General features: G+C 73.4%; 24 protein-coding genes. 7 read left to right on the top strand and 17 right to left on the bottom strand.

Translation table 11 applies throughout. The features are described from left to right. Window positions 1-55: 55 nt before the first annotated feature. The 4 genes from ACBJ32_RS39110 to ACBJ32_RS39095 all read right to left on the bottom strand — a co-directional run bounded on the left by ACBJ32_RS39110 (window position 56) and on the right by ACBJ32_RS39095 (window position 3,285). On the bottom strand, window positions 56-1,114 hold the full coding sequence (locus tag ACBJ32_RS39110) for an ABC transporter ATP-binding protein (protein WP_375131037.1): 1,059 nt from the start codon (window positions 1,112-1,114) through the stop codon (window positions 56-58). Further along, window positions 1,111-1,812: an ABC transporter permease gene (locus tag ACBJ32_RS39105; RefSeq protein WP_375131036.1), complete on the bottom strand. Its 702-nt coding sequence runs from the start codon at window positions 1,810-1,812 to the stop codon at window positions 1,111-1,113. The genes ACBJ32_RS39110 and ACBJ32_RS39105 overlap by 4 nt, the downstream gene beginning before the upstream one ends. 23 nt (window positions 1,813-1,835) lie before the next feature. Then, window positions 1,836-2,705 (bottom strand): substrate-binding domain-containing protein, encoded by an 870-nt coding sequence (locus ACBJ32_RS39100; protein ID WP_375131035.1) that lies wholly within the window; start codon window positions 2,703-2,705, stop codon window positions 1,836-1,838. A gap of 130 nt (window positions 2,706-2,835) precedes the next feature. After that, entirely contained in the window at window positions 2,836-3,285 is a 450-nt protein-coding gene (locus ACBJ32_RS39095; RefSeq protein ID WP_375131034.1) for an ATP-binding protein, read from the bottom strand. A 361-nt stretch (window positions 3,286-3,646) separates the two neighbouring features. Between ACBJ32_RS39095 and ACBJ32_RS39090 the strand changes: the two genes are divergently transcribed. Next, complete coding sequence (locus ACBJ32_RS39090; protein ID WP_375131033.1) at window positions 3,647-4,027, top strand: STAS domain-containing protein; 381 nt, start codon at window positions 3,647-3,649, stop codon at window positions 4,025-4,027. An 8-nt stretch (window positions 4,028-4,035) separates the two neighbouring features. On the opposite strand, the gene ACBJ32_RS39085 is transcribed toward ACBJ32_RS39090, so the two are convergent. From ACBJ32_RS39085 to ACBJ32_RS39075, 3 genes are all read right to left on the bottom strand, one after another. After that, the gene (locus ACBJ32_RS39085; protein WP_357890855.1) at window positions 4,036-4,398 is read right to left on the bottom strand and encodes an STAS domain-containing protein; all 363 of its coding nucleotides are present in this window, start codon (window positions 4,396-4,398) and stop codon (window positions 4,036-4,038) included. Window positions 4,399-4,685: 287 nt separating this feature from the next. Continuing rightward, on the bottom strand, window positions 4,686-4,973 hold the full coding sequence (locus ACBJ32_RS39080) for a DUF3040 domain-containing protein (protein ID WP_375131032.1): 288 nt from the start codon (window positions 4,971-4,973) through the stop codon (window positions 4,686-4,688). Window positions 4,974-5,181: 208 nt separating this feature from the next. Then, window positions 5,182-6,687, bottom strand: coding sequence for an alkaline phosphatase D family protein (locus ACBJ32_RS39075; protein WP_375131031.1), 1,506 nt, complete (start codon window positions 6,685-6,687; stop codon window positions 5,182-5,184). Window positions 6,688-6,859: 172 nt separating this feature from the next. Here ACBJ32_RS39075 and ACBJ32_RS39070 point away from each other — a divergent pair, with 172 nt between their 5' ends. After that, window positions 6,860-7,444: a TetR/AcrR family transcriptional regulator gene (locus ACBJ32_RS39070; protein WP_375131030.1), complete on the top strand. Its 585-nt coding sequence runs from the start codon at window positions 6,860-6,862 to the stop codon at window positions 7,442-7,444. Window positions 7,445-7,451: 7 nt separating this feature from the next. On the opposite strand, the gene ACBJ32_RS39065 is transcribed toward ACBJ32_RS39070, so the two are convergent. The 4 genes from ACBJ32_RS39065 to ACBJ32_RS39050 form a co-directional block, all read right to left on the bottom strand. Further along, the gene (locus tag ACBJ32_RS39065; protein WP_375131029.1) at window positions 7,452-8,231 is read right to left on the bottom strand and encodes a carbonic anhydrase; all 780 of its coding nucleotides are present in this window, start codon (window positions 8,229-8,231) and stop codon (window positions 7,452-7,454) included. An 87-nt stretch (window positions 8,232-8,318) separates the two neighbouring features. Continuing rightward, window positions 8,319-10,355, bottom strand: a complete 2,037-nt coding sequence (locus tag ACBJ32_RS39060) for a SpoIIE family protein phosphatase (protein ID WP_375131028.1) — start codon at window positions 10,353-10,355, stop codon at window positions 8,319-8,321. 219 nt (window positions 10,356-10,574) lie between these two features. Further along, window positions 10,575-11,501: a zinc-binding dehydrogenase gene (locus ACBJ32_RS39055; RefSeq protein WP_375131027.1), complete on the bottom strand. Its 927-nt coding sequence runs from the start codon at window positions 11,499-11,501 to the stop codon at window positions 10,575-10,577. A 147-nt stretch (window positions 11,502-11,648) separates the two neighbouring features. Beyond that, window positions 11,649-14,744 carry a BTAD domain-containing putative transcriptional regulator gene (locus ACBJ32_RS39050; RefSeq protein ID WP_375131026.1) on the bottom strand — a complete coding sequence of 1,032 codons (3,096 nt, stop codon included), beginning with the start codon at window positions 14,742-14,744 and terminating at the stop codon, window positions 11,649-11,651. A gap of 97 nt (window positions 14,745-14,841) precedes the next feature. Between ACBJ32_RS39050 and ACBJ32_RS39045 the strand changes: the two genes are divergently transcribed. From ACBJ32_RS39045 to ACBJ32_RS39035, 3 genes are all read left to right on the top strand, one after another. Next, on the top strand, window positions 14,842-15,843 hold the full coding sequence (locus ACBJ32_RS39045) for an NADP-dependent oxidoreductase (RefSeq protein WP_375131025.1): 1,002 nt from the start codon (window positions 14,842-14,844) through the stop codon (window positions 15,841-15,843). Between the two features lie 82 nt (window positions 15,844-15,925). Then, window positions 15,926-16,477: a TetR/AcrR family transcriptional regulator gene (locus ACBJ32_RS39040; protein ID WP_375131024.1), complete on the top strand. Its 552-nt coding sequence runs from the start codon at window positions 15,926-15,928 to the stop codon at window positions 16,475-16,477. Then, the gene (locus tag ACBJ32_RS39035) at window positions 16,461-16,961 is read left to right on the top strand and encodes a DUF5360 family protein (RefSeq protein ID WP_375131023.1); all 501 of its coding nucleotides are present in this window, start codon (window positions 16,461-16,463) and stop codon (window positions 16,959-16,961) included. Before ACBJ32_RS39040 ends, ACBJ32_RS39035 begins: the two co-directional genes overlap by 17 nt. On the opposite strand, the gene ACBJ32_RS39030 is transcribed toward ACBJ32_RS39035, so the two are convergent. The 6 genes from ACBJ32_RS39030 to ACBJ32_RS39005 form a co-directional block, all read right to left on the bottom strand. Beyond that, complete coding sequence (locus ACBJ32_RS39030; RefSeq protein ID WP_375131022.1) at window positions 16,856-17,671, bottom strand: phosphotransferase family protein; 816 nt, start codon at window positions 17,669-17,671, stop codon at window positions 16,856-16,858. The two genes, ACBJ32_RS39035 and ACBJ32_RS39030, sit on opposite strands and share 106 nt — an antisense overlap. A gap of 104 nt (window positions 17,672-17,775) precedes the next feature. Further along, window positions 17,776-18,099 (bottom strand): hypothetical protein, encoded by a 324-nt coding sequence (locus ACBJ32_RS39025; RefSeq protein ID WP_375131363.1) that lies wholly within the window; start codon window positions 18,097-18,099, stop codon window positions 17,776-17,778. Between the two features lie 227 nt (window positions 18,100-18,326). Further along, window positions 18,327-19,571, bottom strand: a complete 1,245-nt coding sequence (locus tag ACBJ32_RS39020) for a GNAT family N-acetyltransferase (RefSeq protein WP_375131021.1) — start codon at window positions 19,569-19,571, stop codon at window positions 18,327-18,329. Window positions 19,572-19,583: 12 nt separating this feature from the next. After that, window positions 19,584-19,919, bottom strand: a complete 336-nt coding sequence (locus ACBJ32_RS39015) for an ArsR/SmtB family transcription factor (protein WP_375131020.1) — start codon at window positions 19,917-19,919, stop codon at window positions 19,584-19,586. 63 nt (window positions 19,920-19,982) lie between these two features. Next, entirely contained in the window at window positions 19,983-20,315 is a 333-nt protein-coding gene (locus ACBJ32_RS39010; protein ID WP_357896265.1) for a YnfA family protein, read from the bottom strand. A gap of 64 nt (window positions 20,316-20,379) precedes the next feature. Continuing rightward, complete coding sequence (locus ACBJ32_RS39005; protein WP_375131019.1) at window positions 20,380-20,793, bottom strand: hypothetical protein; 414 nt, start codon at window positions 20,791-20,793, stop codon at window positions 20,380-20,382. 98 nt (window positions 20,794-20,891) lie between these two features. On the opposite strand from ACBJ32_RS39005, the gene ACBJ32_RS39000 reads away from it, so the two are divergent. Then, window positions 20,892-21,314, top strand: coding sequence for a MerR family transcriptional regulator (locus tag ACBJ32_RS39000; protein ID WP_375131018.1), 423 nt, complete (start codon window positions 20,892-20,894; stop codon window positions 21,312-21,314). A gap of 82 nt (window positions 21,315-21,396) precedes the next feature. Continuing rightward, a complete protein-coding gene (locus ACBJ32_RS38995) occupies window positions 21,397-22,134 on the top strand; it encodes a VOC family protein (protein ID WP_375131017.1) in 738 nt (245 codons plus the stop codon). The last annotated feature ends 173 nt before the right edge of the window (window positions 22,135-22,307 follow it).

Below are 22,307 nucleotides of genomic sequence, written 5' to 3'. Positions count from 1 at the left end.
CGATCCGGTGCTCGGCGGTGGCCCGCAGGTGCCGTCCCTGCGGGACCGCTCCGCCTCAGCCAGCGGCGGTCAGCGATCGTGCGTGCCGGATCCTGACGCGGACGTCGCTGCCGGTCGGGGGCAGCTCGGTGGCGAGCACGTCGCCGGGGTGCAGGCAGGTCAACCGGCCGGTGGAGGTGTCGACGTCGACGCGGGTGGCGATGCCGAGCGCGACGGTCCGGCGCAACGTTCCGGTCACCACCGGGACGTCGCCCGTCCGGCCGGCGGGGCCGCCGGACGGGTCGAGGACGAGTTCGGTGTGCTCGGGCCGGGCGGCGAGGGTGTGCGGCCGGCCGGTGAGAGCCGGCGGCAGGAGGTTGGTGTAGCCGAGCAGCCGGGCCGTGTCGGCGTCGCTCGGGTGGTCCAGCACCTCGGCGGTCCGGCCGTGCTGGCGGATCCGGCCGCCGATCAGCAGCGCGGTGTCCTCGGCCAGGGCGAGGGCCTCCTGCCGGTCGTGGGTGACCAGGATCGTCGCGGTGGGCTGCCCGCTCAGCGCGGCACGCAGGTCGGCGAGCAGGTCGGCGCGGGTCGTGCTGTCCAGCCCGCTGAACGGCTCGTCGAGCAGCAGCACGCAGGGTCCGGCGGCGAGCGCGCGGGTGATGCTGACCCGCTGGGCCTCGCCGATGGACAGGCTGCGGGCGTCCCGGCCGGCGAGGGGCGCCAGGCCGAGCGCCTCGATCCACGGCCAGGCCCTGACCCGGGCCTCGCGGCGGCTCACGCCGCGGAAGCGCAGTCCGCTGATCACGTTGGCGGCCACCGTGCCGCGGCGCAGGATCGGCCGTTGCAGCACGGCCGCGATCGCCTCGCGCATCAGCGACGGCGTCGCGGGGCGGCCGTCGAGCACGATCTGCCCGCTGACCCGATGGCTGCTGAGCAGGCCCAGCGCGCGCAGCAGGGTGGACTTGCCGGCGCCGTTGGGGCCGAGCACGGCCAGCGTGCGCCCCGAGGCGACGTGCAGCTCCGGCACGCTGAGCAGTTCCCGGCCGCCGGCGTGCACGCGCAGGTCGCGGCAGCCGATCCCGGGGCCGGTCACCACGGCCCGGTCCGTCCCGATCCCGGTGCCGGGGCCGGTCACCGCGGCACCGCCCGTCGCTGTTGCATCAGCGTCAGCGACAGGTTCACGGCGAACGCGATCAGCAGCAGGATCAGGCCGAACGCGATGGCGAGCGAGAACTGGCCCCGGCTGGTGGCCAGGACCGCGGCGGTGGTCAGCACCCGGGTCTGCCCGGCCAGGTTGCCGCCCACCATCTGCGCGGCCCCGACCTCGCTCACCACCGCGCCGAACGCCGCCATCGCCGCGGCCAGCAGCGGCAGCCTGGCCTCGTTCAGCAGCGCCGCGAAGGCGCGGATCGCCGTCGCCCCCAGCGCCTGCATCTGCACCCGGAAGTCGGGATCGACCTGTTGCAGCGCGGCCGTGACCAGGGCGACCACGATCGGGGTGGCGATCGCGGCCTGGGCGACGACCATCGCGGCCGGCGTGTAGAGCAGCCCGAGCCCGCCCAGCGGCCCGCTGCGCCACAACAGCACGGTGACGAACAGGCCGACCACGACCGGCGGCATGCCCATCCCGGTGTTGGCCGCCGCCAGGACGATCCGCCGGCCGGGAAAGCGCGCCAGCGCCAGGGCCGCACCCAGCGGCAAGCCGACCAGCAGCGCGATCGCGGTCGCGGTCAACGACACCCGTAACGTCAGCATCATGATCGACCAGCTGTCCTGGTCCCCGGAAAGCAGCAGGCCGATCGCTTCCGCCAGCCCGTCGAACAGCACGTCCATCTACGTCACTCCCCGGGCCGGGCTCACTGGCCCAGTGTCGCCTCGTCCGCGCCCGCGTCCGGGGTGAACAGCGGCCGGCCGTACTTCGCTCGCCCGAACTCGCCGATGAGCCGCTGCGCGGGCGGGGCGACGATCCAGTCGGCGAACGCCTTCGCCCCGTCGGGCCGTACCCGATCGCCTGCCTTCCTGGTCATCTCGATGACGTGGTAGACGTTGAGCAGCCCGGGATCGCCCTCGCTCAGCACGTCCAGCTCCAGGCTGCCGCGCTGGGTGAGAAAGGTGGCCCGATCCGACAACGTGTAGGCGGCCTTCTCGCTGGCGACCCGCAACGTCTCCCCCATGCCCTGCCCCGTGGACTGGTACCACGATCCGCCCGGATCCACCGCGGCCTTGGACCACAGGTCCTTCTCCCTGGCGTGGGTCCCCGACTCGTCTCCCCGGGAGATGAACATCGCCCGCGCCGCCTCGATCTTCTTCATCGCCTCCGCGCTCTTCGCGCCCCGGATCCCGGCCGGATCGGCCCGCGGACCGAGCAGCACGAAGTCGTTGTGCATCACCAGCCGCCGCCGGCCGGCACCGCCCTCGGCCACGAACTTCTCCTCCGCCGCGGGGGAATGCACGAGCAGCACGTCTGCCTCCCCGCGCCGGCCCAGCTCGATGGCCTGCCCGCTGCCGACCGCCAGGGTCTTGACCTGCCAGCCGCTGTCGCGGGTGAAGGCCGGTAACAGCTCGTCGAGCAGGCCGCTGTCCTGGGTGCTGGTCGTGGTGGCCAGGATCAGTGACTTGTCCTCCGGCGGGTTCGCCGCAGGCCCGCCGGAGGAGGGGGCGCTCCCGCACCCGGCCAGTAACACCGTCACGACCAGCGCGCAAACGATCAGAAGCCTGCTTCTCACCACTGTGGCCCCATCTGTGCTACTACAGAGCAAGGCAAGTGTAGGTATGACGGGAGCACGACGGCCAGGGCCGCCGCGATCTCTTTCCGGATCGGCGGCCTCTCGCGGTCGGGTGGTGGGGCCTCGCGGGTCAGCTGGCCGCCGCGGAGGAGCCGTCGCCCCGCCATGGCCGCAGGTAGGTGCTCAGGGGCAGGTCCAGGCGCAGCCGTAGCCGGCTGTGGCCGTGCGGGTGGTCGAGGCTGACCTCGTCGCACAGGCGGTGGATCAGCCACAGGCTCAGCTGCTCGGCGTCGGCGGGGGGCGAGGGCAGGCGCTCGACGGTGGCGAGGTGCTCGGGGCGCAGCCGGCCGGCGCTGTCGCAGATCTCCACGGTGATGCTGGTGGGGCTGGTGTAGGCGGTCACGGTGCCGCCGCCCCCGCCGTGGTCGAGGACGTTGGTGACGGCCTCGTTGACCGCGAGCACCAGATGGTCCACCCGGGGGCCGGGCAGTTTCGCATGGCGGGCGTAGACCCGGATGAGGTCCCGGATGAGCGCCAGGTCGTAGGTGATGGGGCAGTGCAGGCGGATGGGTGCGTGCATGGGCTACCTCACCCCTGGAGCGGAAGGGGGATGGCGTAAAGCGTACGAGTGAGGGCAGAGGGTGAGGTGACCGAGTAAGCGAACCGAGCCGGGCACACCCATGGTGCCCCCGGGCAGATCAGCCGCGACCGACGCGGTGTGCTGACCGGCGCCTGGCGAGAAAGGTTGATCGCCCGACATCTGCTCTCCTCCCTGCCCGATGTGCCGCCGCTGAGCGCTCGCGCGGCGCGCCGGGCGCTCCTGCTTTCGGCGATCTTCTCGCGGCGCCTTCGTACGTTGCGTGCGCCCGTGCCCTGCCGTGCCGGGGCGTGGGGCGTGGCTCGGCTCTGCCCTGAGACAGCCCCTCGTGGCGTGGAGTGCGATGACCGACCGAACCGACGGCGCTGCTGACGTGCTGCCCATGGTGCACCCCTTCGGCCTGCGCGTGCGCGGCGACATCGACCGTGCCAGCCGGCCTGTGCTGGCCCGCTCGCTGGCCTGGGCTGTGCGCATCAGCAAGGCCGACATCCACCTTGATCTGTCCGAGCTTACCTTCATCGACGCCGCCGGCCTGCAGCTCATCGTCCGAACGGCTGCCGGTCTGCCGCCGCCACGCGCGCTGGCCCTGGTGAACGCGCCGGCCACCGTTCGCGAGCTGCTGACCCTGCTCAGCTGGCAGCTCGACCCGGAGCAGCGGCTGCGTCCGCAGGGGGGCGCGGCCGATCCGCAGGGGCCCGATCCGGCTCCGGCTCCACCCCGCTGACCTCGTGCTCACCTGGGGCCACCACCCGAGCCGGCCCAGCTCGTGGCCTCGGCCAGGCTGCGGTAGGGCGGGAACAGATGTACCAGCTGGGTGATGGTCAGCAGCCGCGCCAGGGCCCCGTGCACGCCGATCAGCCGCAGTCCCCCGCCGCGTTCCTCGGCCTGGCGCTGGCTGCTGATGAGCGTCCACAAGCCGCCGGAATCGCAGAACGCCAGGCCCGACACGTCCACCACGATCTTCGGGGTGTCCGCCTGCAGCAACTGGTCGAACGTCTGGGCCAGCGGCTGCTGGGTCGTGCGGTCGAGCTCTCCGTCCAGATGCACCACATGACAGTCCGGCAGGAGCTGGACGTCGATGAAGAGGTCCGTCATGGCGCCGGCCATCCCCAAGCTCGCGCCGCCCTGCCCACGTCTGCCGGCGCGGGCGGCGATATCCGACAACATTCCCGCGCTACCCTTCGCCCGGCGCCGTTCCTCCTCCGGGTTGCCGGGGTAAGCAAGGTGTGGCGGTGCGGCCAAGTCCCGGCGCCCGGCGCGGCGCCCCCCGGTGCCCGGCGGCGACGCGCTCACCGTCCCGAAGTTCAGGGGTTACACCAGCGTGCGGCAACGCGCTCGGCTGCCGGCGAGCGTCGGGGCCGGGTCACCCGGCCTGGCGCGCTCTACCCTTCGTGCGTGCCGGCAGGCCGCTGGCACGTACTGGACTGTAAACCCGTGCAGCTCCGCTCCCCCGCGATGAGCAGCACGATGCCGATCATGAGCACCGCGCAGGTCAGCATCACGAGCATGCACCAGACGTGCAGCAGCGAGCGGCTCCCTGCCGTGGCCGGGAGCGGCTCCGTCCCGGGGTCCAGCGCGCCGGAGAGCATGGCGTCGAGTTCGGGCTCCTCCCGGACGAGGCGGCTTTCCAGCTCCGCCAGCGCCCGGCGCTCCTCACGCGAAAGTCCCATGCCGCACTCCCCCGATCGCTCGCAGCCCACCACGTCCCCCGCCCGGGACGCCACCTGCTTCCCCCACGTCCCGCGTCGGCGTCCCATTTCATCCAGATACGCCCGGCATGCCAAGAAAACCTTGCACACTGCAACGAACATGTGATGCGACCATGAACACCTGCTGATCGCTGACAGCACCTGGGCGGTCCCCGGCGCCTCGGGCCTGTCAGGCGGGGCCGGACAGGCCCTGGCCGCGATCGCGCAGGGTGAGCGTGGCCGCCTTCTCCGCCGGCGCGCCCGGCCTGCTGACGTAACGGAGGATCTTGAAGTCGGCGGTCAGGTCGCTCGGGGTGACCCGGAGCATGAGGTAGCCGCGATGGCGAAGGTGCAGCTTCAGGTGCGGGTTGGCCGCCAGGAGCGGGTCCGCGGCCTGGTCGATGTCGTGGCCGTCGCCGCCGCTGGTGATGGAGGTGACGGCGAACTCGGCGCCGATCGGGCGGGAGGCCGGATCGTCGTAGTCGAGGACGAGGTTCCCCGCCCAGTGGGCGTGCACGTCGCCGGTGAGGACGGCGACGTTGCGGGCTCCGGCCTGGATCCAGCCCTCGGTGACGCGCAGGCGGGCGGCGGTGTAGCCGTCCCAGGCGTCCTGCCGGACCAGCCGGTCGGGGCCCGGGTCGCGGTCGCGCTGCCCGAAGAAGACCTGCTGGCCGATGAGGTCCCAGCGCGCCCGGGACCGGCGCAGGCCGTCCAGGAGCCACTGTTCCTGGTCCAGGCCGAGCATCGTGCGGCTCGGCCCCGCCGGCAGCGGGCAGTTGCTGTAGCCGGCGCCGCACAGGTGCGGGTCGCGGTACTGCCGGGTGTCGAGCACGTGCAGGGCGGCGAGGTCGCCCCAGCGCAGGCGCCGGTAGAGCTGGACGGCCGTGCCGCCGGGGCGGGCGCCCTGCCGCAGCGGCATGTGCTCGTAGTAGGCGCGGAAGGCGACGCGGCGGCGCTCGGCGGGGATGAGGCTCGTCCAGTTGTTGAGCACCTCGTGGTCGTCCAGGACGGCCACCCACGGTGCGGCGGCGTGGGCGGCCCGCAGGTCGGGGTCGGTCTTGTACAGGGCGTGCCTGCGCCGGTAGTCCGCCAGGGTCACCGCTTCCGCCCCCTGGTGGTCGCGGACGTTGCCGCCCGGTTCGAGCTGCTGGTCGCTGCCCTGCTCGTAGATGTAGTCACCCAGGTTGAGGACGAGATCGGGCTGCTCGGACGCGATCGCGGCGTAGGCGGTGAAGTAGCCGTGCTGGTAGTTGGCGCAGGAGCAGACGGCCAGGCGCAACGGGCGCGCCGTCGTGCCCGGCGCGGGCGCGGTCAGCGCGCGCCCGGTCGGCGACAGGTGCGCACCCGCCTTGAAGCGGTACCAGTACGGCCTGCCCGGCCGCAGCCCCGTGACCTCGACGTGAACGGTGTGCGCCCACTCCCGTACCGCTTCCTGCGTGCCGCGGCGGACGACCTTCCTGCCCTCGGGATCGGTGGAAACCTGCCAGTGCACCGGCACGGGAGCCTCCGGCATGCCGCCGAGCCCGTCTTCCGCCAGCGGCGCCGGCGCCAGGCGGGTCCACAACACGAACCCGCCCGGGTCCGGGTCGCCGCTGGCGACGCCCAGGGTGAACGGCTCACCGAACGGCGCCGCCGGCACCAGGGACGGCAGGCCCGAGGAGAGCCCCGCCGCCAGGAATGACCTCCTGCTCAACACCACAGCATGATCGCCGCGTCCGGCGCCTGCCCGGCCGGGGACACGCCAGCCGCTGGGCAAGAACAGACGCGGACACTCCCCCGGCCGACGTCGCTACACTGGACGAACCAATCCAGTGTGAGCGCATCGGGAAGGCGGCTACGTGGCAGGCAGGCGTACTCGCGGGCCAGGGGTGCACCATGAGCAGCGGCGCAACGAGATCGCCGACGCCGTGCTCGCCATCGTCGCCGAACGCGGCCTGGCCGCCGTGTCGCTGACCACCGTCGCCGAGCAGGCTGGCATCTCACCGGGCCGGGTGCAGCACTACTTCCCCGCCAAGCACCAGCTCATCGAGGCCGCCTTCGAGCGCGGCAACGAGCTGTCCAGCGGGCGCATCAGGCAGAAGACCGGCGCCGACCTCGACGCCGCCGACCCCCGGCTGGTGCTCACCACCGTGCTGGCCGAACTCATCCCGTACGACGCCGCCACCGAAGCCCACATGCGCGTACGCCAGTCCTTTCACGCGCTCGGCTTCGCCGAGGAGAGCATCGCGGCCCGGCTGCGCGTCCTGTACGCCGGCTTCCACCGCCAGATGGCGCAGCTCATCCGCAAGGATCAGGAGGCCGGCCGCATCCGCGGCGACGTGCGGCCGGACGGCACCGCCCTGGCCCTGGTGGCCCTGGCCGAGGGACTGGCCGCCTACGTCCTCACCGGCGTCGCCGCCCCCCAGGTGGCGCGTGACCAGCTGCTCGGCGAGATCGCCGGGCTCTACGGATGAGACCGCCTCATTGCGGGCCGGTTCGGGCCGGTGCGCCGTTCAGGGTCTCGACCTCGCCCGTGTCCAGGGAGTAGTACGCGCCGACCACGGCCAGGGCCCCCTTGGCCACCAGCGGCGCGAGGTCCTGGTTGTCGCGCAGCGCGTTCGCCGTCAGCTTCACCTGCGCTCTGGCCATCGAGTCGGCGGGGTCGGCATGGCGCTCCTCCGACACCTGCTCGTACGCCGGGCGCAGAGCCTCCGTGATCGCCTGAAGGTTGCCCGGCAGCGGCCTGCCGTCCCGCAGGGCCTGGTAGGCGGCGGAGACCGCGCCGCACCGCTGGTGGCCGAGGACCACGATCAACGGGGTCCCGCTGGTCATCGGCCCGTACTCGACGGACCCGGTGATCACGGGCCCGAGCGCCGCCCCGCCGCTGCGCATGACGAACAGGTCGCCCAGGCCGGTGTCGAACACGAGCTCGGGCGGCACGCGGGAATCGATGCAGGACAGCACCGCCCCGTAGGGTTGCTGACTGGCGGCCAGCAGTTGCCGGCGGGTGGGGTCGCGATCCGGGTGCCGCAGCGCGTTGGTCACCCAGCGCCCGTTGCCCGCCATCAGCCGTTCGTAGGCGGCCTCCGGCGTGCGGGGCTGCGGTGCCGCGGCGGGTGCGGGCCCCGCCTGGCGTGACTGGTTCGTATCGGCCGATGAGCAGCCGGCCAGGCAGGCCGCTGCCAGGGACACCGCTCCCGCGAGCAGCGCTCGCCGCTCCGGTCCGTCCGCCGCCCGCGTTCCGCCGCCATGGTGCCGCATCTCTCCACCGCGATTCTCAACTACGTACAGTGTGGACGAAGACACGTTATGTGTTCGGCCAAGGCGGCACAAGGTCGTCGGCGAAGCTCACGCGGGCAGGCGGAGCGCCATCACGGCGATGTCGTCCAGCCCGCTGGCCGGAAGCCCGGCCAGCACCGAGTCGCAGAACCTGTCCACCGGATCGTCGGCGACCGACTCGACCAGGCGGCGCAGCCGCTCCAGGCCGTCGTCGAGATGTTCGCCCGGCCGCTCGACGAGACCGTCGGTGTACAGCAGGAGCGTGCTGCCCGGCGGCAGCGGCTCCACCTCCGAGACGCGCGGCTCGGTATGGGGGAAGCCGAGCAACGGGCTGAGGCCGCCCTCGAGGAACCGGCCCCGGCCGTCGGGGGAGACCAGCAGCGGCGGCGGATGCCCGGCCGAGGCGTACCACAGCCGGTAAGCGCCGTCGAACTTCTCCACGCGGGCGTACACGCACGTGGCGGTGACGTCGCCCGACAGCGACTCCATCGCGACGTTCAGCCTGGTGAGGATCTCGCCCGGCGGTTCGCGGCGATCCATCGCCAGCGCGCGCAACATGTTGCGCAGCTGGCTCATCGCGACGGCGGCGCTCAGATCGTGGCCGGACACGTCCCCGATCACCAGCGCAGGGACACCGTCGGGCAGGACGAAGGAGTCGTACCAGTCGCCGCCCACGTCCGCCGCGGACGGGCTGGCCCGGTAGCGGGCGACGATCCGCAGATCGGGCAGGCTCGGCGGGTCGGCGAGCAGGCTGTACTGCAGGGCGAGCGCGATCTGTTGCGCGCGCTGGAAGCGGATGGCCCTGCTCAGGGCGTCGTGGGCGTGATCGAACATGCGGTTCAGCAGGGTGATCGTGTCCCGGCTGATCGCCGGGCGGTCGCCGCACGTCACCGCGCAGACCACCGCGGGAACCGCGCCGTCGACCACGACCGGGAGGATCAGGACGCCGTTGGCGTCGTTCGCCTTCAGCCACGGCAGTGTGCCCCTGGGGACGGCCTGCGGCGGGGGCGAGCCGACGGGGAACGTCATCAGCAGGGGCCGCCTGCCTCGCACGGCCTGTACGAAGGCGTTGCTTGCGGGGAGCTGCTCCTCGCTGTAGGGCGGCAGCCGCCTCGAGCCCGGGCGTGCGGCGGTGGCCAGCCGCTCGATGATGAAGGGGGCGCCGCCGTGCCGGTCGCCGGTCAGGTCGGTGACGAGATAGACGCCGCAGCCGTCGGCCAGCTCCGGCACGATCACGTCGGCCAGCGCGCCGAGCATCTCCTCCAGGCTCCGCAGCTGCGCCGTGGCGATGGCGGCGCGGTCGAGCAGGCGCTGGCGCCGCTGCTCCTGCCACTGCTGCTCGATGTCGACGGAGCTGCCCACCCACTCCACGACCTGGCCGTTCTCGCAGATCGGCACCGCGCGGAGCTGGAAGTGCCGGTAGCCGTCGCGGGTGCGCAGCCGGTAGATGTGCTCCCACATCGCGGTGGCGCCGCCGACCGCGTGCGACCAGGAGGTGATCGTGGCGGGGCGGTCGTCGGGGTGGACGGTCCGCAGCCAGCGCTGCCCGCGGTAGTCCGCCCACTGCTGCCCGGTCACCCGTTCCCAGCTCGGGCTCGGCTCGGACACGTACCCGTCCCCGCTGGTCACCCAGAAGATGTCCGCGCTGAGGCGCATCAGGCTCTCGTAGCGCCGCAGGATGCGGCGGCGTTCCTCGGCGACGGCCGTCACCTGGTGCGCGGCGGTGGCCTGCTCGGTCACGTCCATCAACATCACGAGCACGCCGTGCTCGCCGGGGCCGAAGGCGACCCGCGACAGGCTGAAGGTGAAGAACCGCTCCCCCGGCTCCCGGGCGCCGGGGATCGGCACCGCCTCCTCGGCGGTCCTGATGACCGGCTCGCCCGTGGCGTACACCTGGTCGAACCAGGATCGGTAGTGCGGCAGCACGAAGGCGGCGAACGCCTCCTCGACGGGCATCCCGCCCCGGGGATCACTGACCTGCGACCGGTACATGGCATTGCTGTAGACCAGCCGGTGATCCGGCCCCCGCGTCACCGCCATCCCCACCGGCGCCGGGTCCAGCACCTCGAACGAGAGGTTGCTGCCCCCGCGATCTGTGACCTCCATCGTGACCTCCCCCGAGGGTCACAAGCACCCTGAGCCCTACCCATGGACGGCAGGCCATGAACTCGGCATGCCCGACCCGCTCCCGGAGGGTGGCGCGGGCGTGACCCGGGATGCGGCCAGGCGGTGTCCGGCCTGCCCGAAGGCGTCTCCATCCGGTGCCGGCCGGCCCCGTCACGACGACGGCACGGCGCCCTGTTGCCGGGCGCTCGCGGCAGTCGCTCAGGCGTCCTCGCCCGCATCACCCCCGCGTACGTCCAGGACCGCCTTTCCGGCGACGCGGCGGGCGAGCAGGGCCTCGGCGGCCTCCATCGCCCTGTCCCACGGCCCGCGCCAGCCGACCCGCACGTCCAGCTCGCCGGCCGCCAGCAGCCCGACGAGGTGAGCGAGGTCGTCGCCGAACGGCGCGGTCACGTTGAAGTTCTCGATCCGGCCCCGCGCCGATCGGGTGCCCGCCAGCTCGAAGTCGATGACCGTGGACTCGCGGGCCGCCCGTCCGATGGCCAGCACCACGCCGTCGTCCTCCAGCCGGTAGAACGCCTGCGCGAGCTGCCGCCCGCCCACGTTGTCCAGCACGCCGTACACCCGGCCCGCCAAGTCCTCCGGGCCGATGACGATCTCGGCGGCGCCCAGCTCGCGCAGTCCGGCCGCGCGGGCGGGGCTGCCGGCGGAGGCGACGACCCGCGCTCCCGCGCGGGCGGCGAGCTGTACGGCGAACCGGCCCACGCCCCCGGACGCGCCGGTGACCAGGACGCGGCGGCCCGCCACCGGGCCGAGCCGGCGGACCGCCTGCAGCGCCGTGACCCCGGCGACCGGCAGTGCGCCGGCCTGCCCCAGGTCGACGGTCCCGGGCACGACGGCCAGCTCGGCGGTGTCCACGGCGCGCAGCTCCGCCCAGGCTCCCGACCAGCCGAAGGTGACCACGCGGGCGCCGGCGGCGGGGCCGGAGCCGTCAGCGGCGGGCCGGACGACCACCCCGGCGGCGTCCCATCCGGGGACGTGGCCTGGCCGGGCGTCCGGGCTCCTGAAGGCGATCTCCCCGAAGTTGAGCGAGAAGGCCGCGACCCGTACCAGCGCCTGGGAGGGCGTGGGCACCGGGTCGGGCACGACCTCGAAGGAGAGGTCCGGGTTGAAGGTCAGGGCTCGCATCGTTGCTCCTCCGTCGGTGGGTGACGGGGACGACCCTGACGCAACGCACGCACGATCGGCTGGGGGTCGGCGCAGGGCCCCCACCTCGCCCGGCACCGCGCGGACGGCGGCGGCGATCCGGTCGACGTCGCCGCGTTCCGCTGGGCGTCAGCGCAGGGGCGCCTCCTCGCCCAGCGCCGCACGGACGGCGGCGGCGATCCGGTCGACGTCGCCGCGTTCGGCGGGCGGCAGGGGCGCGCCGACCGACTCCCTGAGCGCGGCGGCCTCGCCCAGCAGCGCCGCCGCCTCCTCGTAGGCCCCCTCGGCCGCCGCGACCCCGGCCAGGCCCTCCCTGGCCAGCGCGACGGCGCGCGGATCACCGACCTCGCGGGCCGCGGCCAGCCCCTCCTCGTGCAGTGACCTGGCCGTGGCGAGGTCGCCGCGCTGTTCGGCGATGAAGCCGAGCTCGGCCAGCAGCAGCGTCACCCCGTAGAAGGGCAGGCCGTAGTCGGCCTCCAGGCGGCGGTTCCAGGCCAGCGACTGCTGAAAGAGCTGCTCAGCCGTGTCGAGGTCGCCGGCGCGGCGGGCCACGAGGCCGAGGCCGACGCGGGCGAACTCCTCGGCGAAGCTGTTGGACTGCTCGGCCGCCAGGCGCCTGCCCCGCTCGTGCAGTTCCCGGGAGCCGTCCAGATCCCCGGTCAGCAGGGCGAGCCGGCCGAGGCTGGACAGCCGGTAGGACGCGTCGGTCCACAACCTCAGGTCCTCGGCGATGCGCAGGCCCTCGCGGTGCAGGCGGGCGGCCCGCTCGTAGTCGCCGGTGATCTCGGCGAGGTAGCCGAGCATGTCGGAGGCCTGCAGCCGTCCCCAGCCGTCGCCCAGCTCTGCGAAGCTCGCCAGGCTCCGGCTGCCGGACCGCTCGGCGAGGGCGTGGTCGCCCTGGAACATCGCCTGCTTGGCGCGGCTCGCCAGCGCCGCCGCCTCGCCCCAGCGGTCGCCGGCGGCGCGGAACCCGGCCAGCGCCTCCGTCAGCAGGCCCTCGGCGGTGGCGGCGTCCCCGAAGCTCAGGTGAGCGAGCGCGAGGAACCAGCGTGATCGTGCGTCGCGGGTGTCCAGCGCCCGCGCCGCGGTACGGCTGCGCCGCAGCAGGTCGGTGCCGTCGCCGGTCAGCATGGCGAACCCGGTCTCCCACGCCGCCGTCCTGGAGCACTGCGCGCCGGGCAGCGCCAGGGCCGCGGCGAGGGAAGCGCGGCCCTCGCGGTGCCTGCCCCGCAGGTACCAGTACCACGCCAGGGCGTCGACCAGGCGCAGGGCCAGCACGGGGTCGGTGGTGTGCTCCAGTGTGGCCCGCAGGTTGGGCGCCTCGGTGTCCAGGCGGTCCAGCCACTGGCGCTGGGCGGGGCCGTGGAGGTGGGGTCCGGCCCGTTCGGCCAGCTCGGTGTAGTAGAGGTCGCGGCGCTGGAAGACCGGGTCGTCGCCGGCGAGCCGGTCGAGACAGTACGCGGCGATCGACTCCAGCAGCCGGTAGCGGACCCCGCCGGATGACTCCACCATCGACCTGGCCACCAGCTGGTCCAGCAGGCCGGCGACGTCCGCTCCGGGGTCCAGTCCCGGGCCCGCGCACACCGCCTCGGCCGCCTCCAGCGTGCAGCCTCCCGGGTGGACGGCCAGCCGGAGCAGGATCAGCCGCTGCTGCTCGGTGAGCTGCTCCCAGCTCCAGTCGATCACCGCGCGCAGGGTCTGCTGGCGGGCGGGCCGTCCCCGGCCCGAGACGGTGAGCAGGTGGAAGCGGTCGTCCAGCCGGTCGGCCACGCCGCGGACGCCCAGCGTGCGTACCCGGGCGGCGGCCAGCTCCAGCGCCAGCGGCAGCCCGTCCAGCCTCCGGCAGATCGCCGCCACCGAGGGCGCGCTGGCCTCGTCCAGCGCGAAACCGGGCGCGGTGGCCGCGGCACGGGCCACGAAGAGCTGCACGGAGGCGGCCCGCGCCGGGTCCGTCCCGGGTATCGGAAGCGCGAGCGGCGGCACTGCGTACAGCGTCTCCCCGGGGATCGCCAGCGACTCCTGGCTGGTGGCCAGCACGCGCAGGTCCGGGGCGGCCCGCAGGAGCAGGTCCACCAGCTCGGCCACCGGTTCGACGACGTGCTCGCAGTTGTCCAGCACGAGCAGCAGCCGCCGGTCGCGCAGGGCGTCGGCGAGCCGGTGGGCCAGGCCGGCCGGGCGCACGCCGGGACGCGAACCGGTCGCCGTGTCGTCACGCACGTCCAGCCCGGCGGCCACCACCTCGGCCACGGTCGCCGTCCCACCCGAGGCTCCCGCCAGCTCGACCAGCCACACCCCATCGGGAAAGGCGTCGGCGGCCAGGCCGGCGACCGCCAGGGCGAGCCTGGTCTTGCCGACGCCGCCCGGACCGGTCAGCGTGACCAGCCGGGCCGCGCCGAGCAGGGCGCCGACCTCGGCCACGGCCTGCTCGCGGCCGATCAGTTCGGTGAGGGGGGCGGGCAGGTTCGTGCGCGGGCGCGGGGGTGCGAGCGAGGGGTCCTGGCGCAGCATCGCCTGGTGGAGGGCGGCCAGCTCGGGCCCGGGGTCGAGGCCCAGCTCGCCGGCCAGCCGGCGCCGCAGGTCGTCGTACCCGGCCAGCGCCTCCGCCTGCCGTCCGGACCGGTAGAGCGCGCGCAGGTGGGCGGCGCGCAGGCGTTCGCGCAGCGGGTGCGCGGCCACCAGCTCGCCCAGCTCGTCGGCCATCAGGCTGTGCTCGCCCAGTTCCAGCCGCACCTCCGCCTGTTCCTCCAGCGCGGTCAGGCGCTGCTCCTCCAGACGGGTGGCCGCGATGCGGGCGAACTCCTCGTCGGCGAAGTCGGCGTAGGCCGGGCCGCGCCACAGTGCCAGGGCGTCCGACAGCAGCCCGGCCCTGGCCCGCGGATCGGTGGCGGCGCGGGCCTGGTCGAGCAGGGCGGCGAAACGGGCGGCGTCCACGTCGGCGGCGCGCAGCACGTAGCCCGCCGCCTGGTAGGTCACCAGCTCGCGGCCTCCCGGCTCGGCCTGCTCCAGGGCGCGGCGCAGCTGGGACACCTTGGTCTGCAGCGTGTTGACGGGGTTGCCCGGCGGGTCGTCCCCCCACAGGTCCTCGGCCAGGCGGTCGGCCGACACCGGACGCCCCTCGTGGGCCAGCAGGTCGGCGAGCAGCGCCCGGACCTTCACCTCGGGGACCCGCACGAGCCGCCCGTCGCCGGTCCACACGGAAAGGGGGCCAAGTACACCGAATCGCACCAGGTCACCGTACCCGCAGCGGACCCCCAGCGGATCGTGCGCGCCCCGGTCCACAGTGGAGCCCAAGCAGAGAGCACCACGAGCAAGGAGCACCACCATGACCGTGAACCGTGAGATCCACCTGGCCGCCCGCCCCGTCGGCGAGCCCGGCGCGGAGAACTTCACGCTGGTCACCACCGCGCTGCCCGACCTGGCCGAGGGCCAGGTCCTGGTGCGCAACACCTGGATGTCGGTCGACCCCTACATGCGCGAGCGGATGCACGACGCCGAGTCCTACCTGCCGCCGTTCCAGCTCGGCCGGCCCCTGGACGGCTCGGCGATCGGCGAGGTCGTGGCCTCCCGGGCGGCCGGGATCCCGGTGGGCGCGACCGTCGTGCACTTCCTGGGCTGGCGCGAGTACGCCGTGGTGGACGCCGCGGCCGCCACCCTCGCCGATCTCACGCTGGCTCCCGCGCAGGCGTGGCTGGGCGTGCTGGGCACCACGGGGCTGACCGCCTACGCGGCTCTGACGCACGTGGCGCCCGTACGGGAGGGCGACGTGGTCCTCGTCTCGGCGGCTGCCGGGGCGGTCGGCACCATCGCCGGGCAGCTCGCCCGCAAGCTCGGCGCCTCCCGCGTGATCGGCTCCGCGGGCGGGACGCTGAAGGCCAAGAGGCTCGTGCGGGACTTCGGCTACGACGCCGCGATCGACTACCGTGCCGGTTCGGTCGCCGGGCAGCTGGCCGAGGTCGCCCCTGACGGCATCGACGTCTACGTCGACCACGTCGGCGGCGACCACCTGGTGGCGGCCATCGACGCGCTGCGTCACGGCGGCAGGATCGCGATGGTCGGCGCGATCAGCTCCTACAACGCCACCGAGCCGGTGCCCGGCCCGAGCAACCTGTTCGCCCTGGCCGCCAAGGACGCCACCCTGCGCGGCATGCTGATCAACTCCTACTTCCACCTCTTCCCTGAATGGATCGCCAAGGCGGCCGGCTGGCTGGCGGACGGCTCCCTGCACACCGAGCTGACCGTGGCCGAGGGGATCGAGCGGGCGCCCGCCGCGTTCCTGGACATGATGCGGGGCGGCAACGTCGGGAAGATGCTGGTCAAGCTCTGACAGGCACCTGGGTGCCCTTGACAGCACAGTGACCCGCAGGCACATGGGGCAAACTGTACCGGTCAGCCGGTATAGTTTCCCCATGCCACGACCCAGCTCGAAAGAACGACTGCTCGACGCCGCGGCCGAGGTCCTGCTGTCCGAGGGGGCCGAAGCCCTGACCCTGGAAGCGGTGGCCCGGCGGGCGGGCGTATCGAAAGGCGGCTTGTTCTACCACTTCCCCACCAAACAAGCCCTGGTCGCCGCCATGGTCGAGCGGCTGACCGGAGCCTTCGACCAGGCACTGGCCGAGACGGGCAGCGAGCCGGGCGGCTTCCTGCGCGCCTACCTGAACGCGACGATCCCCGAACACCACACCACGGCCAGGACTCCGGCCGACCGGGCGACCGCCGCCCTGCTGGCCGCGGTGCTCGTGGACCCGGCGGGGCTGGCGCCGCTGAGAGAAAGGTTCGCCGCCTGGCAGGCCAGGCTGACCGACGACGGCATCGACCCGGCCGTGGCGACGGCGGTACGGCTGGCCATCGACGGCTGGTGGGCGGCCAGGCTCCTCGGGCTCGGCGAACCGGACCCGGCACTGCACGAGCGGACCAGGCGCTACCTGATGGAGGAGATCGACCGTGCTACCCGTCACTAAGGCGTTGATGCTGGTCACGGATGTGGCGTTCGTCGTCTACTTCACCGTCACGGGGCTGGGGCTGATCCCGCCCGAATGGGCGTTCAACGGCTACTCCGACCCGGTGATGGCCGACTGGAACTGGTCGTTCCTCTGGATCGACCTGCCGGCCAGCGCCACCGGGCTGGTCAGCCTCTACCTCCTGCGCCGAGGCTCGCCGTCGGGGCCGGGGCTGATGCTGGTCTCGCTCGTGCTGACCATGGCGTCCGGCTTGATGGCGATCGCGTTCTGGACGCTGCGGGGCGACTTCTCGCTGGTGTGGTGGCTGCCGAACCTCTACCTCATGCTCTTCCCGATCCCCGCCATCGTCTGTCTCACGCGGTCCCGGCCGACCGTCATTCAGCGCGTCCGGGTCGCGGCGAGTGCCGCTTCGATGCCGGGTACGCGCTCGTGCAGCCAGTCCCCGCCGCACTCGTGCTCCCACATGAGGGCCAGCAGCAGGTAGAGCAGCCGGTGGTTCGCCAGGTGCAGTGGCGCGTCGGCCGGGATGCCCGCAGGGAAGTACGCGCCGAGCATCGCACGCCGCAAGCCGGGCTCGGGGAAGTCCATCCTGGCCAGGTCCAGCCAGGGACCGGCCGCACCGCAGTCCGCCCAGTCGATGATCCCCTGGATCCGAGACCCGGCCGACAGGACGTGCCGAGGGTGGAGATCACCGTGCACGTACACGCAGGGCTGATCCCACCGGGCACCGTCCAGGAGCAGTTCCCGGCATCGCGCGTGGAGCGCCGGGGGAAGGATGCCGGCATCGGCGACAGGGCGGAGCCGGTCCGCCAGCCCGGCGACCTGATCAGCCCAGGTTCCCGCACCGGCGCATGGTGGCGGGCCGGGCGCCTCCTTGAAAAAGGCCGCTCCCCGCACGGGGAGAGAGTGCACGGCACGCAGCAGCCGTCCCACGTCGGACGCCGCCTTGCGCGTCGCGACTCCCGGCTCGCCTGCGAGGAGTCGCGTCACCAGGTACGGGATCTCCGCGTCCGGCGCCCCTGCGACGACCTCGGGCACCGGAACGCCTCTCTCGGCCATGGACCGCAGGGCCCACAACTCCACCTCGACCTCACGCGCGGCGGCGGCCTTGAAGACAACGCGCGCCCCGGACGCCAGGGTCACCGCGGCGACCGTGTTGGCCGCGAACCCGGCCAGCAGCTCGTACCCTGTCACGCGTTGGGACAGCAAGCACGCGATCACCTCACCATCGATGCGCCCGGCATCGCTCACGACCAACGGCCTCCTCTCGCTTGCCGGCCCCGTCGCCGATCGGGGGTTCACAGAGCCGCAGCGTCTTGGACCGGCCCCGCCGCCCCCGGCTGCAAGGAGGCCAGGAGGGTGAGCGCTTCGGCGCTCGAGCTGCCGGGGTCGGCGCTGAGCATGACGAGGTGCTGGCCCCTGGCGTCGGGTACGAGCAGCTTCTCGTAGTGCAGTTCCAGCGGCCCCACCTGGGGATGGCGCACGCGCAGCGGGCCGCGGGCGGGGTGGCGGACGTCCTGGCGGGCCCACAGCCGCCGGAACGGCTCGCTGCGGACCGACAGCTCGCCGACGAGCTCCATCAGCCGGGGGTCGTCCACGTCAGGGCCCACCTGGCGGCGCAGGCGGGCGACCAGTCACGCCGGCTCGTGGTCGGCGACGCCGTGCATCCGCGCCAGTCCGGGCTCCGGGAACATGGCGCGCACCACGTTGGTGCCCCGGCGCGTACGCGGGCGACAGCGCCCGCGCCAGCGCGCCGGCCAGGGCGTCCAGGACCTGCGGTGACGGATGCCGGTCGCGCCCCTGTTCCAGCCGCAGATAGTAGTCGGCGCTGATGCCGGCGAGGCGCCCGCTACGGCAGCCTGCCCTTCGACGGTGACCGCGAGCTGCGGCGCTCGATCAGCAGCACGTCCCGCCAGACGCCACGGTGGCACCCGATGCGTTCCCGGGTGCCGACCACCCGGAACCCGAGCGCCTGGTGCAGGGCCAGGCTGGCGGTGTTCTCACCGAAGACGCCGGACTGGATCGTCCAGACGCCGGCGTCCTCGCTCGCGGCGATCAGCACCGCCAGCAGCGCCCGGCCGATCCCCTGGGCCTGGCAGCCCGGGTGGACGTAGACGCTGTGCTCGACCACCCCCGCGTACACGCACCGGGACGACACCGCCGAGGCGGCCACCCAGCCGAGCACCTGGCCGGTGCCGGTGTCGCAGGCCACGTAGCGCAGCCGGGGCAGCCTGGCGGCGGTGAACCCCTCCCAGCTCGGGGCGATGGTCTCGAAACTGGCGTGGCCGGTGTCCAGCCCGGCCTGGTAGATGGCCAGCACCTGATCGGCGTCGCTGTCGCGCATTGGCCGGATCTCCACCTCCGGCGGCGCCTCGGGCTTGGCGGCCCGGAGGATCGCCGAGTGCACGCCGTCGCCGTGGTCGGCGGTCAGCGTGATGCGCACGCCGGTGAAGCCCGCCGCGGCCAGCAGCTCACGGTACTCGCCCACCGGGAGCGCCCCGGCCGCGCAGCCGATGCGCCGCTCGGCCGCGGCCCGCCGCGCCGCGTCCGGCTCGCCGTCCACCACCACGTCGCTGACGCCGAACCGGCCTCCCGGCCGCAGCACCCGGAACGCCTCGGCCGGCACCGCGGCCTTGTCGCCGGACAGGTTGATCAAGCAGTTGGAGACGACCACGTCCACCGACCGGTCCGGCAGCGGCACGCGCTCGATCGTGCCGTGCAGGAACTCCACGTTGCGCGCACCCGCCTGCTCGGCGTCGCGCCGGGCCGGCATCAGCGTGCCCGCGCCGGCGTCCAGCCCGTAGACCTTGCCCTCCGGGCCGACGCGGCGTGCCGACAGCAGCACGTCGATGCCGCCGCCCGAGCCGAGGTCGAGCACGACCTCGCCGCGGCGCAGCGCTGCGACGTCCACCGGGTCGCCGCAGCCCAGGGCGGCCCGGACCGCTCCCCCGGGCAGCGCGCCGAGCTCGCCGTGACCGGCGGCACCGAAGCCGCCCTGCTCGAACGCGTGCCGCCCGCAGCCGGTGACGGCCCGACCGGCGCCCGCGGCGCGCGCCAGGGCGGAGTAGTGGTCGATGATCTCATCGTGCGCCATGGCTCAACTCCTTCATCCGCAGGTGGGCGCCGCGGGCGCGGGGTTGCCCATGACCACGTCGGCGGCGGTGGGGAAGCAGCTCACGCAGTTCTCGTTGATCCGGTACAGGCTGGAGGTGCCCTGCTTCTCGACCAGCACGAACCGCACCTCGGCCAGGATCTTCAGGTGGTGCGAGACGGTGGACTGGCCCACCCCGGACGCGGCCACGATCTCGCCCACGCTCATCGGCGCCCGGCGCCGTGCCAGCAAGGACACGATCTGAATGCGCGTGGCGTCGGCCAGCGCCTTGAACCAGCTCGCGTACTCCTCGGCCTCCGCACGCGGCAGAAGTTCTCTCTCCTCGTTCATCGTCAATCGACGATAGTCGATGAAAGGGGAAGGTGGAAGCTCCCGGGAGGCGGTCATCTCCACTCAGCCGCGTGGCGCGTACATGATCACCAGTACGCCGAGCAGGCAGACCAGCGCGCCGATCACATCCCAGCGATCGGGCCGGAAGCCGTCCACGACCATGCCCCAGGCCAGGGAACCGGCGACGAAGACGCCGCCGTAGGCGGCCAGGATGCGGCCGAAGTTCGCGTCCGGCTGCAGGGTGGCGACGAACCCGTACAGACCCAGGGCGACGACCCCGGCGCCGACCCACAGCAGCCCGCGCTGCTCGCGCACCCCTTGCCAGACCAGCCACGCCCCGCCGATCTCGGCGAGCGCGGCCAGGGCGAACAACAGCAGGGAACGGGCGATCGTCATGACAGGTAGTACAGCGCATCCCGGGCGATGCCCGTGGCGGCGGCGATCAGCAGCGCGGCCACGGTCATCCCTCGACGGCCGGGCCGGCGACGAAGCGCAGGCCCTTGCCCGCCAGGCGGCCGGTGAGCTCGTCCGGGCCCTGCGGGGCGGTGTCGGGCAGCAGGTAGTACTCCTCCAGGATGGCGCGGGCGGTGTCGTCGTCGCTCACCGCGCAGTCCCACAGCACCTGGCCGCCGCCGAGCGTGATGTCGAAGGCGAAGAACGCGCAGCACGCCTTCTCCCGTGCGGCGAGGTCCCGCACCCAGGGCTCCACGCCGGGCTCGGCGCGCAGCCGGAAGCGGATGCCCTGGCCGGTCCTCTCGCGGCCGACGAGGTGCCGGGCGAACAGGCGGCGGTATTCGTCCAGGCGCTGCTGGGCGGTGCCGTGGGCGGTGGTCATGTCGCAGACGACGGGGGTCGAGGCGGGCGGGACGTCCATGGCGGGTCTCCTTGTCGCTGGCCTGCCGGCGTTCTTGTGGCGCCGTCACCCACACCGTAAAGTCTTGACTTGAGTCCAGAGTCAAGAGGTGAAGCCACATGAAGATCGGCCAGGTGGCGCAGGAGGCCGGGGTCAGTGTGGACACCGTCCGCTTCTACGAGCGGCGCGGCGTCCTGCCCGTCGCCGAGCGCAGACCCTCCGGGTATCGCATCTTCAGCCCCGCGTCGGTGGAACGCATCCGGATGGCCAAGGCCCTGCAGGAGCTGGGCTTCACCCTTGACGAGGTCATCGACGCCCTGGCCGCGCACGACGAGGGCGGCGCCACCTGCGAGGGCGAGCGGTGGCGGCTGGAGGCGGTGGTGGACCGGCTCGACGCCAGGATCGCCGAACTGGCCAGAGCCCGGCAGGCCGCCGTGGAGAGCTTGCATGACTGCCGCGCCGGGCGATGCCGGCTCACGCTGAGCACCACCCGGCAGGGCCAGGCCGGGCCGGAACGCGCCGGTGGCGCACACGCCGGCTGATCACACCAGCGCAACGACGGGAGTGGCGTACGGCCCGCTGGCTGATTCATGACTCCGATCTACCCGGGCATATCATCGGCGGATGGCGCTGCGACCGGTTCAGGTGAATTTCAAGGCTCGGGACGACTCGGCGCTCGGCCGGTTCTGGGCGGAGGCGCTCGGCTGGGGCATGTCGAGCGAGGGGCCCGGCGTGACCAACCTCGAGCCCGAAGGCTTCGCCTGGCCCGACCCCGACGCCTTCTACGTCGATCTCGTCACCGTCCCTGACCCGGAGACGGTGAAGTACCGCGTGCACCTCGACCTGGCCACCACCTCTGCCGCCCATCAGGCGGAGTTGGTCGCGCGCCTGAAGGAGCTCGGTGCGACGCCCGCCGACGTGGGCCAGGGCGACGTCCCGTGGACGGTCCTGGCCGATCCGGAGGGCAACGTGTTCTGCGTGCTGGAGCCCCGGGCGAGCTTCCGGGACACCGGGCCGATCGCCGTGGTGGTGGTCGACTGCGCCGATCCGCGGGCCATGGCCCGGTTCTGGGACGAGGCGCTGGACTGGACCCTGCACGAGGTCACCGACGATCATGCGCTGCTGCGTTCGGCCAAGGGCGTCGGCCCGTATCTGGAGTTCCTTCGCGCGCCCGCCACGCGGACCTGGTGGAACCGCATCCATCTCGACCTGCTGCCGGACCCCATCGAGGACCAGGGGGCGGAGGTGGCCCGGCTGCGGGCCCTCGGCGCGAAACCCGCCGACGTGGGCCAGGGCGACGTCTCGTGGAAGGTGCTGGCCGACCCGGAGGGCAACGAGTTCTGCGTCCTCGGACGGGGCTGACGCAGAGCCTCCTCACCCGCGGCGCCGCCGCGCCGGACCTCGGCAGCGCGGCAGCCTTGATCGTGGGAAGGCGGTACCGCCCGCCTTCCCGCACCCCGTGACTAGACTGCCGCCATGACCACGGAGTCGTCCCCTCTCACCATCGCCCAGCTCGCCGAGCTGGCCGGAGTCTC

The organism is Nonomuraea sp. GTA35, assembly GCF_041950525.1.
Lineage (GTDB): Bacteria > Actinomycetota > Actinomycetes > Streptosporangiales > Streptosporangiaceae > Nonomuraea.
The sequence above is the reverse complement of the archived record's forward strand: the minus strand, read 5'-3'. Positions and strand labels throughout refer to the sequence as shown.